General features: G+C 59.0%; 6 protein-coding genes and 2 tRNA genes. 4 read left to right on the top strand and 4 right to left on the bottom strand.

Annotation, left to right across the window (positions count from 1 at the left end):
* Window positions 1-12: 12 nt before the first annotated feature.
* Window positions 13-2,577, bottom strand: a complete 2,565-nt coding sequence (locus tag J7573_RS10305) for a hypothetical protein (RefSeq protein ID WP_294334039.1) — start codon at window positions 2,575-2,577, stop codon at window positions 13-15.
* 29 nt (window positions 2,578-2,606) lie between these two features.
* Window positions 2,607-4,379 (bottom strand): hypothetical protein, encoded by a 1,773-nt coding sequence (locus tag J7573_RS10300; protein ID WP_294334036.1) that lies wholly within the window; start codon window positions 4,377-4,379, stop codon window positions 2,607-2,609.
* A gap of 184 nt (window positions 4,380-4,563) precedes the next feature.
* Between J7573_RS10300 and J7573_RS10295 the strand changes: the two genes are divergently transcribed.
* From J7573_RS10295 to J7573_RS10280, 4 genes are all read left to right on the top strand, one after another.
* Window positions 4,564-9,552: an RHS repeat-associated core domain-containing protein gene (locus J7573_RS10295; RefSeq protein WP_294334033.1), complete on the top strand. Its 4,989-nt coding sequence runs from the start codon at window positions 4,564-4,566 to the stop codon at window positions 9,550-9,552.
* Between the two features lie 30 nt (window positions 9,553-9,582).
* Window positions 9,583-11,628: a hypothetical protein gene (locus tag J7573_RS10290; protein ID WP_294334031.1), complete on the top strand. Its 2,046-nt coding sequence runs from the start codon at window positions 9,583-9,585 to the stop codon at window positions 11,626-11,628.
* Between the two features lie 196 nt (window positions 11,629-11,824).
* Entirely contained in the window at window positions 11,825-14,011 is a 2,187-nt protein-coding gene (locus J7573_RS10285) for an autotransporter outer membrane beta-barrel domain-containing protein (protein ID WP_294334029.1), read from the top strand.
* Window positions 14,012-14,068: 57 nt separating this feature from the next.
* Window positions 14,069-15,616, top strand: coding sequence for a hypothetical protein (locus J7573_RS10280; protein ID WP_294334027.1), 1,548 nt, complete (start codon window positions 14,069-14,071; stop codon window positions 15,614-15,616).
* Window positions 15,617-15,668: 52 nt separating this feature from the next.
* Here J7573_RS10280 and J7573_RS10275 read toward each other — a convergent pair.
* A tRNA-Gly gene (locus J7573_RS10275) sits at window positions 15,669-15,744 on the bottom strand.
* 86 nt (window positions 15,745-15,830) lie between these two features.
* Window positions 15,831-15,906: transfer RNA gene (locus J7573_RS10270), tRNA-Gly, on the bottom strand.
* Window positions 15,907-15,924: the final 18 nt, after the last annotated feature.

Raw genomic sequence — 15,924 nt, 5'->3', positions numbered from 1 at the left:
CCTCGAGTGCATTCACGGTTGGGAGGCATGAGCCGAAGAGGCCCCGGCAAAAGTTCGATTGGTCAGGCGCAGACGCCTACCCAGTGAGGACTGCGCCTGATAGGCCTCGACCGCCCCATCGAGTGGCAACGGCAGAATGATGAAACCCTCAAGCACACCCCACTCCGGATCGTCGACACGCCCAGCGACCACTGCGAATCGGTCACGCCTGTTGCGGCTGACTTCGTACTGATCGCCCTTGGCGTCCCCCGGCCCATACAACACGGTCCACTCGACCCCTTCCTGCTTTTGCCCTCCCACCCAAAGGGCAAGGCGCACCCAGTCATTCACAGGGCCGCTGCCCCACTCTTCAGTGGTGACCGGCATCGGCTTCTTCTTTTTCATTTGCGTGACCAGGCAGGTGATTCGCTCAGCACCACTGCCTTTGCTGCGCACTTTCACCAGGTCGAGCTTGAATGCCTCCTTAAGCGAATCCGCACCCGCGACGTAGGTATTGAACCGGGCTGTACTGCCAGGCTCGCGCAAAGCCCCATGGGGTAACGGATTGACGAATGACCACTCGAAATCGGCCGTCTCGCGCGCACCCGCCGTCAACTCGACCGCTCCTCCTGGTGCCACGACCTCAAGCATCGGGCTGAGGGCAATGGCATGATCGACCACGGTCACCAGGGCCGAAGCGGTGACTCTGGACTGCGGATCCGTCGCGGTAATGCGAGCCTGAATGAATCCGGCGGTGATCGCGCTGGCCGCCGGGGCGCTGTACCACCCTGTCTTTGGGTCGATCGAGCCGAGGTCCGGGGCGTCGAACGGCAATGCCTCGATTCGCCAATCCACGTTGCGGGCGGGCTCGACCTTGAACTGGAGCTTGCCGCCTGGTTCGAGCACGGGGTCCAACGGAACGACTTCAAAACTACCACCGTCCGGATTGACCCTGCCGAACATGGCGACATCCTTTGGCCCACGAACCTGATCACTCACCAGCTTGTTGCCGAAGCTCAACCGCAGCGTTTCCTTGACCAGCGGCTCCAGCACCTCTTCGACGTTCAGGTCACGGCCCAACCTCACGCGCAACGGCTCCACGGCGGCAGTTCGCATGGCCTGCAAAGGCGGCATCATGATCATTGCAGGAATGACGTAAAACAGAATCAGCAATAGCTCGACAGGGTCCAGCGCCTCACCGCGTGTCGACGCATGCGAGGGTGAGCTGTTGCCCTGAGCGTACAGCGTACGGGCTTGCTCAATCTGCGCGTCGGAAACTTCAGGAGGCGGCTTGATCTCTACGTCCAGCCCGTCAATTTCCAGGCGAGTCATTTCAAGAACACCGCCCAAGCGATCGACTAATTCGTAGTCGACAAAACACTTGACGGTGAGACTCCTTTTCGCGGGGAAAAGGCTTTCGAAATCCTCCGGGCCATACGACTGATCATTAGAAACCATCTTGACAAGGCGCACTTCCATGTCACTGGTGGCCACCCAAGAAATCCTGACACCGGTGTCGCCAGAAAAATCGATTCGCAACTGACCTGCACCCGCCTGAATAATCGTTTTCTCTACAACCGCCAGCATCTCAATGTTCAGTTTTAAGCCTTTGTAGTCAAAACCCGCACGGTGATACGCCCCTGTTACCGGAACATCAATATGCCCGACATCACAGTAGGCACCTGTTACCCCGCCCTGCCCATCGTATTCAATGACAAATGCTGAATCCTTGATGAACGTGGAGAACTTCTCTATCAAATGTTGAATAATCAAACGTCGTGCATTGAACAGAACAGTACCCGAAAAATCCTGCCCGGCATCGTCGGGGATCAGGTAGCGGAAGTCAGAATTGCTATCCGGCAGGCTGCCGTCGCGACTGGCTTTCATATTGATAAATGCCAGCACCGCACCGTCCGCCTCTTCCTTTTCGCTAGCCGCCGGGGCCAGGCTTGGCAATGGCTTGGCCTGTGTCCGCAACCTGAACTTCTTCGGCGTCAATAGGGGGCGGGCGCCTGGGGCTATCTCGCCCAACGACCAGATGCGCTGCGCAGCAGGAAGTTGATTGAACAGTTCCTTGAAAAAGTTTCCGCCCAACTCACGTTCCTGTTCATCATTGGAAAATGTCAGCGAGAAGTTGTCACTCTTGCTCAAATCCAGGAGGATACGACCGTCGTTGGAAACATGGCCAGGCGCGTCATCCAGGCGCAGATCCAGGTGCAGTTCCGGCCCAGCCAACGGACCAATCCAGTCCAGCCGTTGTACATACCAATCGCTCACATTCTTGCGCAAGGTCAGTTGATCTCCACCCGTCACTGCCATGCGCAGGCGTGCCCTGGAATCATTGAGGTCTGCATTTTCGAATGACAGGCGTGGGTGCGCCAGCATGAAATCGTGGATAAAGATCCTGGTTTCATTGCCGCTCTTCAATTCACCATTGACCGGTGGAAGGTAACTGGCGGTATTAAACCGACGTATGTACTCCTGCTTCAACAGCCGGTTGATTTTAGAACGATCGATTGCAACGATCGCATCCCACCCGAACAAACGGCTGCGCAGACGCAACCACTGCAAGAGACTTGCAAGAGACAGGGAAACCATAACACTTCTCCTAGACGCATTAGTAAACGTCAGTCGACCAAGTCAATATCTGCAAAAATGAAATTCCTGAACGTTGCTCCATCGTCGTAACTGAGACTGGGCTGCACGCGAAATCGCTTCAGTCCTTTTTTACGCATGTCTGACAAAAATCTGTACGGTAACTTGCCTTCGACTTTTCCTGCTTCGTACTCTTCCTGCGTTACCCTGGGGGCGCGCATCGCCCACGGTTCGGCAATACCGTCATAAGTAGCCTCGATAGGTAAGCAATCCCCTTCGGCCATGAACGGCCAACTACCCAGCGTGAACACTGTACCCTCGGGGTCTTTCACCTCGGCAAATGACAACTGGCCATTGCGCACCTGGGCATTCTGCAAGCGCGGGTAACTGCCGATCCCAAAATCCGCAAAGCGTAAATCGTATTCCTCGGACTCATGGGGCCATTCGCCTGGTGGCGTCACCGTGTAGGTAATGAACACACGCTTGTTCAAATTGGCCGGAATCGCAGAAGGCGGGACCTTGAATAAACGGGCCTCCCCAACCGTGGGTGGAAACTCCAGCGTCTCATGCCCTTTCAAGATCAGCTTTACATCACCGCCCTCAATGACCGCGGCCTCGGGTATGCGTACCTCAAAGCCACTGCGTATATCAATTGGGTAAACCACGCCTTGGTTGTCATCACCGTCAGGCTCTGCATCCTTAACGATTGGCCATGGCAGGAACAACGGCCTGCGTAATGCCAACTCCAGAGGCTGCGAATGCCTGGCCCTGCCCTTACCGGCATAGCCATAGCTGATGGAGAATGGTTTGCCGACGTTATTCTTGTCACTGACCCAGCGCTGATCGTGTATTGCCATGTATTGGCTATCGAGTGTGGTCTGGTCGACCCGTACGGTGTACACCACCTGTTCACCACCTTCGAAATACAGGGCCAACTGGTCACCCAGTTTCAACGGCGCATCCGGATCAACGGGGATGATCACTTCAATGCCGTCCGGATAACGATCAGGGTCGAGTGATCCTCCCGAGTGCCCTTTGATGCCTGGTGCTGGCGACAAAGGGCCCACGGGCGGCATGGCCTTCACGATTTCGTAGCGCTGCCAGTCCGATTCGGTGGCGTTGCCATTGGCATGGACAATGCGGTAACTCAACTCTGCAAAGCCATCTTCAAGAATGGCAATCTGATCCCAGGGCAATGACCACACGACAGGCTTCCCCACATCTTTGGCTTGCAATTTGTAGGGTGGTTCGTATGGTACGAACGGATCGCCTTCGCCGAAGTAACCTTGCCATCGCAGGGTCACTTCGACACCCTCGGCCATTGCCTGAAAGGGCGGCACCACCACTGTCGCCGGCGCTCCCTTCAAGTCCTCGACGGCAATCCACAGTTCATGCGCCTGCCGAACCTGGGCGATACCCAGCGGCAACACGCCCACAGGCCGATTGACCCGAAAGGCCAGGCGCAGGGATTCTTCAGCAGGTGCCCCGCCCGGTCCATCGAGTGCGAACGAGTAGAAGACATCACCGCCATCCAGATCTTGCATGATGCGGTTGGGGATCGAGTAAACAACTCGCTTCTGGTCATCGAGATCCATGACCTGCGAACGTTCGACGATATCCACCGCCTGGCCAAGGGCGGTACGCCCGCGCCAGTGAATATGAATAAAGTCACCGACGTCCGTCCCAGGCACATTCAAGCGCGTATCCAGGGCGAGCCCGCCGAGTTCAGCGAGATCGATAGATTCCGTTTCAGCGTTTAGTAAAGGAATAAAAGGCAACTCAAGTGCCTTGCTGTGCCCTCGCATGATTACGCCCTCGCTGAGCATGTGCGCCAATGTATGGCCCGACTCTAACGACCGCGCGGCACATCGAATACTGGCAAAAATGCTAGGTGCTCTTCGCGCCGACTGACGCTATTTTTTAGACATCCGCCTTTTGCACACGCGAACCCTGGGCATCTTTACCTTTTCAATTAGAGGGCCGTTCCGTATGGCTTCCAATCTGTCACTGCACTCCAATGCCATGAACTTTCTGAGTTTCATGAAGAGCGGAGTCGACCCCCGCACCGGGCAATATACGTTGGCCATCACACTGCCGGACCTTTACGGCAATGCTCAACTCGAACACCCGTTGAAGTTACAACTTTCCTTCAACCCTTTGAACCAGGGTGATTCTGGCTACGGCACCGGCTGGAACTTGAACCTGTCGCAATACATGGCCGGCAATCAAGTACTGTCGCTGAGTAGCGGAGAGTCTTTCCGGCTGGAAGACAGCGCCAGCGGGCAACAACTGGTTGTCCGTGAACAGAAACTGCCAAGTTTCAATGTGTACAAGCAAGGCAAACATAACCTGGACAAGGTCAGACGTTTGCGCATCATGCACCGATCCGGGTGGGTGGAAATACTTGAGTTTCAGGGCTGGCTGGAAGGCCAGCCAAGCCGCGGCGTGGCCCTGCCGGTAGAGCTTCACTCTCCTCAAGGCCACAAGCTGTATTTGACCTATAAACACTTCGTGGCCGAGCACTACATCATTGAAACCATCAAGGACGGAGATGGCGAGTTGCTGTTCCAATGCGCCCGCAGCAATAGCCAGGTCGCATTTCTGTTGCACCCATTGGCAGACGCGGGTGCTCAACCCCTGGCGCGTTACAGCATGGAGCTGGAAGGCACGGACAACTGGGTGAGGCAGATCACCTTGCCAGGCGAGCCAGCAGGGAAATGGGAATTCACCTATCGACTCGTGCAAGGGCATCTGTGCCTGGATACCATCTACACACCGACCGGCGCTATCGAGCAACTGTTCTACCAGGATAATGGCCACGCATTCCCACACGACAAGTCCAAGTACTTGCCGCGCGTTACTCGACACCTGACCGAACCGCGCTTCGAGCAAAAGCCCATCGATGTGCGGTTCACCTATGGCTTTGAGGATCAGAACGGCACCTACCGGCAGCACAGTTTCATTGGCAGCGGCACCAATATCGGCTGGGATGACTCCGGTCGCGACAATCTCTATGAATACCTGGGCGACTACGAGTATCGCAGCGAAGAGCAGCTGTGGGTCGACGAGCAATTGGTGCGCAGCATCGAACGCCGTTTCAACCGCATTCACCTGCAAACGGCAGAGATCACCCGGCAAGGGAATTCGCTGTTCGAACTGCTCACCGAGTACCCCGCCATGGGCGAACGCCACTTCCGCGACCTGCCCGCCATTTGCCAGTTACCACTCAAGGAAACCCGGCGCTGGCGGTTGCTGGACAACAGCCGGCCATCACGCAGCGAACATGTCGAAACCACCTATGACAACCACGGCAACCCGCGCATTCGCAAGTTGGCCAACGGTGTGGTGGAACAGTATCAGTGGTATCCCGCCGATGGCGAAGAGGGTTGCCCCGCCGACCCGGAAGGGTTCGTTCGCCACCTCAAGGAAAAAATCACCACACCGGCTCCCGAGCAAGAGGCAGGGGCGCTGCCCCAGTGCGAACGCTATCGCTACCAGACGCTGCCAAGGCTCAAGGACCCTGCGCATGAAGAAGGCAACCCCGACCATGACTGGCACAAGCAGGCTTGGCATGCCGTGCGTCGCGAGACATTGATCGAGCAAGGCACTACCGAACAGGTGCTGCGCGTAATACATCATTACTATGCAAATTCCGCCGCCGACCCCTTCCTGCATGGTCGGCTTTACCTGCAGCAGCAGATTTGCAACGGCCTGCAGACAACCACGGAATGGCACTACGACCGTGTAGACGGACCAGGCCTGGACAAGACGGTCCTGCAGACTGAAAAAGTACTGCTGGGTTACGATGACACCCGTCGCAGCACCCTTGACCAACGCTCCTTGTTCCACGGCAAACAGCTGTTGGTCCGCGACGCCAACGGTGTGGACACCCACTTTGAATATGACCGCCTGCTGCGCGTAACCCAGGAAACCGTGGCACCAGGCAGCAAGTTCAGAGCCACACGCCAGTATGCCTACACCTTGTACTCAGGCACTGGCACCCAGGCCACCCAGACAATCACCAATGCCCGGGGCATCAAGACCATTACCCTGCTCGATGGGCTTGCACGGGTGGTCAGCGAAGCGCGCAGCAATGTCTACGAAGGCTACCCGGAACGCCTGCACACCACCCATGTGATTCGCTATGACGGGCGCGGCCAGCGTGCCTCGGAAACCCGTTACGACTGGCTGAACAGCCAGGGTGAACGCGCACTGACCCAGCACTTCGAGTACGACGACTGGGGCGAGCCATGCTGCACCATCGGCCCCATCGGCGTGGATGACGCGCAGATCAGCGCCAAGGCCGTTCGCGCGTATCAGGAAGTCGACCCCCTCGGCAGCCGTGAACACCCGAATGGCCCGTTGATCACCACCTGGCTTCAGGTCGGGACGGGCAAAGACGCGCAAGTCAGCGACTGGTCGCAGACCTGGCAGAACCTGTTCGAGAAACCGCAACGCATGCTCGCGCTGGACGACAAGGGCGAGCAAGTCACCCTGCGCACCTACGCCTACGACGGCCTGGGCAACTGCACCCGTGAAGTGGATGAGCGTAACTACTCCACGCACCACAGCTACGATGGCTTCGGGCGCTTGACCAGTACACTGCTGCCTGACCGTACCCGTATTGAGCGCAGTTACGCCCGTCATACCCAGGCAGAACTGGCCACCAGCATCTGGGTGTTCCCGGTCAACAGTAATGAACCCAGCAGCGAAATCGGCCTGCGTCATTACGACGGCCTCGACCGCTTGAGCATTACCCGCACAGGCCCACGTACCGAGCACTGGCGCTACCACCAGGGCGAAACCCAGCCGCGGGAGCACATCAATGCAGCGGGCGTGTCGACACTGTTCGACTACGAACTGGCGCTGACCACGGAGCCCACCGCCACTACCACCGTCGAAGGTCGCGACACCTTTGCATTCAATGACGTGAGCGCCCGTCTGACCAACGCCAACAACACCGACAGCGGTCGCAGCTACGACTACAACCTGGCCAATCAGGTGATCGCCGAGCATTGGCACGACCGGCCCAGCGGCACGCAAAAATCGCGCAAGTACGTCAGCTCGCTGGATGATCGCCTGCTGGAAACAAAGAACGAGGCCGACACCATCGTCACTCGAAGCACGTACGACAGCTATGGCCGGGTGCAAACCACGGAACAAGGGGCGCTGGAAGTCAGGCACGAATATGATGATTTCGGTCGGCAATGGCGCACCACCACCCTTGACCGCAGCAGCAACAGTAGCCTGCAGACGCTATTCACCTACGACCACCGCAGCCGCGAAATCTGCAGGACCTGGAATCAGAACGGCCTTGCGCAGCGCAAGCAGACCCAGGAGTGGGGCCCTGACAATCTGCTGAAGCGTCGCCAACTGAGCGAAGGTGACCACGCCCTGCTGGAGGAAACCTTCGCCTACGACGCTCGTAGCCGTCTGAATAACCACGCTTGCACAGGTCCGCAGGCCCCCCGCAACGAATTGGGTCGCCCAATCAAATCGCAGATCTTCACACTGGACGCCTACGACAATATCAGCCTTACCGTCACCCAGTATGCCGATGACTCTCCGATGGAACGGGCCAGGTACTTCCATGCAGCCAACGACCCCTGCCAGTTGCGGCGCATCGAGTACACCCCGGCGCGTACCAGCGGCAACCCGACCTTCAACTACGACGCCAATGGCAACCTGCTCAAGGACGAGCGTGGCCAGACCTTGAGCTACGACAGCCGCAACCGGCTGCTGTCGGTCGAGGCCAGCCGGTACCGCTATGACGGCTTCGGCCACCTGCTCGCCCGTATGGATGCCAGTGGTTCAGAGACCGTGCTGTTATTCGAAGGCAATCGCCTGCACCTGGCGATACGTGGTGGCGTCGAAAACCTGTACTGCTACCACGGCGACTGGCCGCTGGGGCAGCAGAGCAACGATGGCCAGCCGCCCTTGCTGTGGCAGACCAGCGCCAGCCACAGCGTGATTGCCGAAAGCCTGGCCGCAGACCGCCGCGAAGCGAGCTACAGCGCCTACGGTGCACACCCTTATGTGCAGGACAAACCGCTGCGTGGCGGCCTGGGCTACAACGGCGAAGCGCTGGAAGCGGACAGCGGCTGGTACCTGCTTGGCAATGGCTACCGCGCTTACAACCCGGTGCTGATGCGCTTCCACAGCCCCGATGCGCTGAGCCCGTTCGACGATGGCGGGTTGAACTGTTACGCCTACTGCCTGGGCAACCCGATCAACCTTCGCGACCCCACCGGGCATACCGCCATCGGCTGGAGCGGGCGGTTGCGCGAAGTGTATGAGGATGACCCGAACAAAGGGGCTGGCGCAGGGGGTGGCGGCACACCTTGGGACTGGATCGGCGCGGGCTTGGGGGTGGTGTTCTCGTTCCTCGCCATTACTGTTGCAACCGTGGCTACCTACGGTGCCGCCTCTCCGTTGTATGCGGCCTTGGGTAAAGGCACTGCCGCGATGGCCGCCGCTTTCTCAGCCGCCAAGGTCACAAAGGCTGCTGTGGCAATAACGGTTGCGGCGCTGACCGTGACATCCACTGCCTATGGTTTTGACGCGGTAGCCAATCAGAACCCGGAGTCGAGCAAGATCAGCATGATGACCGGGATTGCGGCCACGGTACTTTCATTGGGGTATGGGGTTGTATCCGGGGTCAAGTCGTTGCCGAAACTTGCTCGCCTGATTCCAAAGCCTGTGCGTAATGCCTTCAAGGGAATGGGGCGTGTTATTCCCAGGTCTGTACTAAGCAAGTTTCATCAAGCCTTAAGAAACAGAACCGGCTTCTACGATGTTGCAGCTACGGAGGTTGCAAGTAACAATCAAAGATTTGGTGAATTAAATAATTTCCTGCCTAGTTCCACGGGTTCTCAAGCAGCCATCCAGACACCCCTAGACAATCTTGAAATGCACACAAGAGAACTAATTGAAGCGCAATTCAATGACATAGCAAGCATATGCACATCACGCCTCTAATTCGCCACATAACTCCAAGAGACATTGAACATGAAAAGATCAGTTTCACCATCACATCAACGAGAAACTGCCGAACAAGTCCGAGCCCAATTCCGCCATCAACGCGAACAGGCCAAACGTGCACGCCTCAAAGAACGAGAGAACCGCCAACAGTCGGCACTCGCCCTCGCGCCCGTTATTGTTGACGCCATCATCGACGAAAGCGACGGCACCTTGGCCCGCAACGCCCTGAACCACCCACTTGAAGTTAAAATTCCGAACTGGATCCAGCTTCCGGAAGATGGCGATACCGAATACATCTACCTGCAACTTTCCAAGACTGGCGATACCGATAGCGGCTACAAGGACGTGGCAACTGAAATATTCAACGGGCCTGTAGACAGTTCGATCTTTCCCTACCCCATGTATATCCCGCTAAACGAACTGCCTGCCAATGGCACCCTGCACGTACGCTATCGCCACGTCAACTTCGCCGGCAGCCCTGCATTTTCCCCAGCTCGACAGCTCATCTGCGACAGCGTGCCGCCCTGGGGCCATGATATACAGCCCGAAGGCGTGACATTCCCGCAACGAGTCATCGACGAAACCTATTTCGCCACCAACCCCACTGGCGTAGCCGGGGTACTGCCTGACGATCCGTACGGTGCCGCAGGTGATATCTACGAGCTTTACTTCCTCGACAGCTGGCCCGAAGAAAGCGATGACTTCAATGACCCGGTAGCCAAGGGCACGGTCGCTCCCGGCCGCGAGATACTGATCCCCACCGAGAACATCAGAGCCAAAGGCGACGGCCGCTACTTCGTGGCTTACTACCTGTGGGACAAGGCTGGCAACAAGAGCCGCCTGTCGCTGCCCATCGCCCTGGATGTGGTGCTGGGCTTGCTTCCCGAGAATCTCAAAGCGCCACGCGTGCCACTGGCCGAACGCGACAACATCATCGACCTCAAGGATGCCATCGAGCGTGTAATCGTATTGATAGAAAAGTATGACAACCCCCGTGACATCGATCGCATCGCAGTGCAGTGGGGCAGTACGTGGTTGGTCCCGGAGACCGTGGCCGGCCGGCCGTTCCCGATTTCCATCCATGTGCCCCCGGCAGTGCTGCGCGGTGAATACACGGCTGCCGCCGGCCCGCAGGACACCTTGGTCAGCTATCAGGTAGTACGGGGCGAGGTCGCCTTTCCGGATACGGCCCTGTCGACCAATGTCGACGTCGACTTCAGCATTGTCGGCCCGGAACGGCCGGATCCGGACCCAACGTGGCCCGATCCGGTCAATGACGATCTGGTTGCCCCCACCATCCGCGGCAAGATATCCAACACGGACAACGTGCTGACCCGCCTCGACATCAACCAGAATGCCACGCTGACATTCCCGCTTTTCTCCAACATCCAGAATGGCTACATCGTCGACTTCTACTGGAATGGCATGCTGGTCAGCGAGGCCCAGTACGAAGTCGACGTTGCCGATCCCAAACCGTTCACCGTGGAAATCCCGTGGAAATACATTGACCAGGCGGGCAACAACCCCGTCCTGCCTGTCTACTACACAGTCCGGGCGGGCCGGGATGCACTCAACGAGCAACACTCTGTGACGCAGTTGGTGAATGTGGATGCGGTGGAAAGGCTGCTGCCACAACCCGCCTTCGAAGGTATCGACCCAGGCGGCTGGCTGAACTGCGGCTCACTGGCCGACCCTGACAACCCGGGCGGCCCGCTTTCCCTGAGGATCAGCATTCCGGACCTCAGCTCCGAGCTTGCAGCGGGGGACACGCTGAGAATGTTCTGGGAGCCCTACATTGGCTCGAACGACAGTGATGGCGAACGTCCCGTGCCAGGCGCCGCCGCAGACTGGCCTGTCACTTTGGACGACAGCAACATCAATGGCTTCATCTTCCACGTCGAGCCTTACGAGGATCGTCTGCTGCCCACCTTCGCTCCACCCAACATCAGGGCTCGCGCCAGGTTCCGCTACGCCAAGGACGATGGTTCGATCAGCTCCGTGTGGATCAAACACAAACTCAGCCTGGCATCCGGCAGCGATTCCTGCCCACTGCCGCCACCTCGGAAATCATAAAACGCAGGGCCGTGCCTGGGCAGGCACGGCCCGCTACCCAATGCCTTTAAGGTTAGGATTTATCGGTAATTAATGTAGGGCATTTCCTACATTTTCACGAAATGAGGGAATTTACTCTCAGCACCCTACCGATCCTTAACCCCGATGGAGGTGTCACGGATCACATTGTTTACCCAATACCGAACAGGGTGCGCTCATGACTCGTTCTACCTCACTGCAGCCGAGCCGACTGGCTTTACTCGTCAACGCATTACTGCTGGCCCCACCGGCCATGGCCCAGACCAATATCATCAAAGATACCGTGATCAGCCCTGGAGCGCCGCTGGACAATTACCGCGTCATGAATGGCGCTACCTTGACCGGTAACGATACCCGGCTGCTCTACGTTGACGTCGAATCTGGCGCATCGCTGGTGCTCAATGACTCCAAGGTCGAGCCAGGCAACCAATCCGCCATCGGTGTCGCCCTGGTAGGTGGCAACGGCCTGCTCAACCGGACCACGGTGATCGCCAGCGGCCGGGCCCTGACCGCAAATGCCGACAGTACAGGACGTGCTGCCCTGGTGCGGGCCATTGACAGCAGCTTCCACGGTGGCAACCGGGGCGCAGTGATCAACGAAAGCCGCGTCGAGCTTGAACGCAGCGAGCTGCGAGGCACCGATGCCAATAGTGTCGGTGCCGAATTCTTCAATGGCACCCTGGTGGCCAAGGACAGTACCATCAGCGGCGGCCAGAACGGCGTGCGGATGCGCGAAGCACCCGGTACGGGCGAAGCCACGCTGATACTGGACAACAGCCTGGTCGAGGGCCGTGACGGCTCGGCCATCGTCGTCGGCCGCGGCGCCGGAAGGGCCGTGTCGGCACAGATCGAAGCACGCAACGGTACCCTGCTCAGCGCCAGCAATGGCGTGCTGCTCGAAGTGGCCGACGCCGCCAAGGCAGCGCTGCGAGTCAGCGACAGCAACACGCATCTGGTCGGTGACATCACCGTGGCAGCGGGAGGCAATGCCGAGGTGACCCTGGAAAACGCCGCCACCCTCACCGGCCGCCTGGACAACGTCGGCAAGCTGGCCATCGACAGCGGCGCCCAATGGGTGATGGTGGGCGATGGCAAGCTGGGCGACCTGGCCATGGACGGCGGCAGCGTGCGCTTCGGCCAGCCAGCCGAGTTCCATGCCCTGACCGTGGACAACCTGTCCGGCAACGGCACCTTCGTCATGCAAGGCGATTTCGCCAGCGGCCAGGCCGACTTCCTCGACATCACCGGCAGCGCCACGGGCGACCACAGCTTGCGCGTCAGCAGCAGCGGCAGCGACCCGCTGGCCGAGAGCAGCCTGCACATGGTGCATGCGGCCAGCGGCGATGCACGCTTCAGCCTCGAAGGCGGCCCGGTGGACCTGGGCACCTATTCCTACGACCTGGTGAACAAGGGTGGCAATGACTGGTATCTGGACCTGAGCCCCCGCGTGGTCAGCCCTGGCGCCGGCTCGGTGCTGGCACTGTTCAACAGCGCGCCGACCATCTGGTACGGCGAGCTCGGCAGCCTGCGCAGCCGCATGGGCGAAGTGCGCCTGGACCAGAACAAGGCCGGTAGCTGGGTACGCACCTTCGGCAACAAGTACAACGTTTCGGCGGCCGCCGGGGTGGCCTATCAGCAGGTCCAGCAGGGCTTCTCGTTCGGTGCCGACACGCCATTGCCCATCGGCGACGGCAACTGGCTGGCCGGCGTGACCGCAGGCTACAGCAAGTCCGACCTGAACCTCGACCGCGGCGCTTCGGCCAGTGTCGACAGCTACCACGTCGGCGCCTACGGTACCTGGCTCGACCCGCAGAATGGCTATTACTTCGACGCCACGGCGCGACTCAGCCGCTACCAGAACAGTTCCGACGTACGCCTGAGCGACGGCAAGAAGACCAAGGGTGACTACGACAACCACGGTGTGGGTGTTTCCCTGGAAACCGGTCGCCACTTGAAACTGGCTGACGACTTCTTCGTCGAGCCCTTCGCGCAACTGTCGGCACTGCTGATCGAAGGCAAGGACTACCAGCTGGACAACGGCATGCGCGCCGAAGGCAGCAACACGCATTCCTTGCAGGGCAAGCTGGGCAGCACTGTCGGGCGTACCATCATCGCCGCCGACGGGCGCATGATCCAACCCTATGTGCGGGTGGCCGCGGTACACGAATTTGCCAACGACAACCAGGTCAAGGTCAATGGCAACCGCTTCAACAACAGCCTTTCCGGCTCCCGAGGCGAAGTCGGCGTCGGCGTGGCGCTGGCCTGGGCCGAGAAATGGCGTGCCCATGCCGATTTCGACTACAGCAACGGCAGCAAGCTCGAGCAGCCCTGGGGCGTGAATCTCGGGGTGCGTTACAACTGGTGATGTTTGTTCATGGGGAGCGTCGGCAACGGCCCTCCCCTTTTTCATGGAGAACCGTCAATGGCAACCTCGAAAGCACCTACCGGCAAGAACAGTACTGTGCGCCTGGAACTGGCCCCCTACCAGCCACCGAGTATCCCCGCCCTGCTCCCAGACATTGAAGACGGGCGGAGCAACCAGCTGCCGTTCAATGCCACCTTCACCCCGCTGCGGGTGGAGTTTTCCAGATGGGCGTTTTCCGATCCATCGGAAGAAGACCCGGAAGGCCTGGAATTGTTCATGGAGCCGGTGTTCGATGCCGCTGACGGCAAGGCGGCCATCAAGACCCCGGTCGCCAGCAAACAATGGACAGCCTATATCCCGGATGACGACCTGTTCGTCGAGATACCGACGCGCTATCTGCTGGATGGCCGGCACAAGCTGTACTACGAAGTCACGTTGTTCAACGGTGACGTGACCCCGTCGGGAGATCTGCTGTTCAGCATCGACAGAACCCCGCCCTCTCTGGGAGAGGAGCCCTTGCTCCGCTTCAATCCTCCCGTCCCGAACGATGAACTCACTGATGCCTACCTCCAGAACAATGATCAGCAGCTGGTGGGTGCACTCCCCCCATTGCGTGACGATGAAGTCCCCCCCGGCTTCGAGGGCGAGACCCTGCCTTACCTGGGCGCAGCAGTCGGCGACGTGGTCCAGTGGTATTGGAGCCAGAACCCTGCCGGCAAGGACCTGGTGGGCCGCCTGGACCTGAAAAAAGCACATCTGGGCAAGCCATTGCAGCTGGTGTTCCCGGCAGACTTCATCCGCCAGTCCAGCAGCGGCATGCACTTCCCGCGCTATGAAGTGCACGACTATGCCGGCACGGCAGTACAACGCTCGATGAGCGTCGCCCTGAACTTCAAAGGCACTCCCGTCACCGCCAGAACGCCACCCACGGTCAAGGAAGCCTCCGGCAATGCGTTTGCCAGCAGCCTCAAACCGGTGGACGCCGCCAATGGCGCAACCGTGGTGATACCGGCCGACGCGGTGGTGGAAGGGGCCGTTACCACTGTGTACTGGGGCGAGCCCGGCACTGCCCATGCGTACCAGACCGACACTCCGGTAAGCCCCGGCGCGAGGGAGTACCACATTCCCAAGGCCTACATCGCGCCGCACATGGGCAAGGTTGTTGAAGTGCACTACCAGGTTGGCGTCATCGGCGAGAAACCGTCGCAGATCCATCGCACCAGCGTTTCCTGGCTGACTGGCCTGCCATACGTGCAGTCCGATTCGATCGACAACGGCCTGCTGAACCTGGAAAAACTCGGCACAGCCGCCACCTTCACGCTGGGATCATGGACGCACATGGCGACATCACAGTTCGTCAGCGCCTGGATCGAAGGCACGGATCGAAGTGATGTGAACCGTACGTTGACCCTGCCAATTGCCAACGAAATGAAAGTGCCCGCCGAGACTGGGCCGATCACCCTTGGTACGCTCGCCAAGGCCGAGCTGCAGAAGCTTGCGCACCGTTACCAGTTCCGTATTCATGTACAGGTGACGTTCGACGACAAGACCAGCTGGCTGAAATTTCCGAGCGTCGACGCCACGTTGGTGGACACGGCGTCATAGCAAATCTGAGGCAAAAAAAAACGCCACTCGAGAGAGTGGCGTTTTCTTTGTTTGGAGCGGGAAACGAGACTCGAACTCGCGACCCCGACCTTGGCAAGGTCGTGCTCTACCAACTGAGCTATTCCCGCAATTTGAAACTTTACCGCTAATCGGCGTAAGGCACCTTTACGACCCTTACCACCACTGCACCGTGCGAACGCCACAGTATTTAAACTGGAGCGGGAAACGAGACTCGAACTCGCGACCCCGACCTTGGCAAGGTCGTGCTCTACCAACTGAGCTATTCCCGCATTTGGCGTCCCCTAGGG

Source organism: Pseudomonas sp. (assembly GCF_017744435.1).
Taxonomy (GTDB): Bacteria; Pseudomonadota; Gammaproteobacteria; order Pseudomonadales; family Pseudomonadaceae; genus Aquipseudomonas.
Note: the sequence above shows the minus strand (reverse complement) of the source record. Positions and strands in the feature narration are given on the sequence as shown.

Bases quoted from the DNA above. Each gene is read 5' to 3' on its own strand.
- J7573_RS10285 (WP_294334029.1), top strand. From the start codon at position 11,825: ATGACTCGTTCTACCTCACTGCAGCCGAGCCGACTGGCTTTACTCGTC.
- J7573_RS10280 (WP_294334027.1), top strand. From the start codon at position 14,069: ATGGCAACCTCGAAAGCACCTACCGGCAAGAACAGTACTGTGCGCCTG.
- J7573_RS10295 (WP_294334033.1), top strand. From the start codon at position 4,564: ATGGCTTCCAATCTGTCACTGCACTCCAATGCCATGAACTTTCTGAGT.
- J7573_RS10300 (WP_294334036.1), bottom strand. From the start codon at position 4,379: ATGCGAGGGCACAGCAAGGCACTTGAGTTGCCTTTTATTCCTTTACTA.
- J7573_RS10290 (WP_294334031.1), top strand. From the start codon at position 9,583: ATGAAAAGATCAGTTTCACCATCACATCAACGAGAAACTGCCGAACAA.
- J7573_RS10305 (WP_294334039.1), bottom strand. From the start codon at position 2,577: ATGGTTTCCCTGTCTCTTGCAAGTCTCTTGCAGTGGTTGCGTCTGCGC.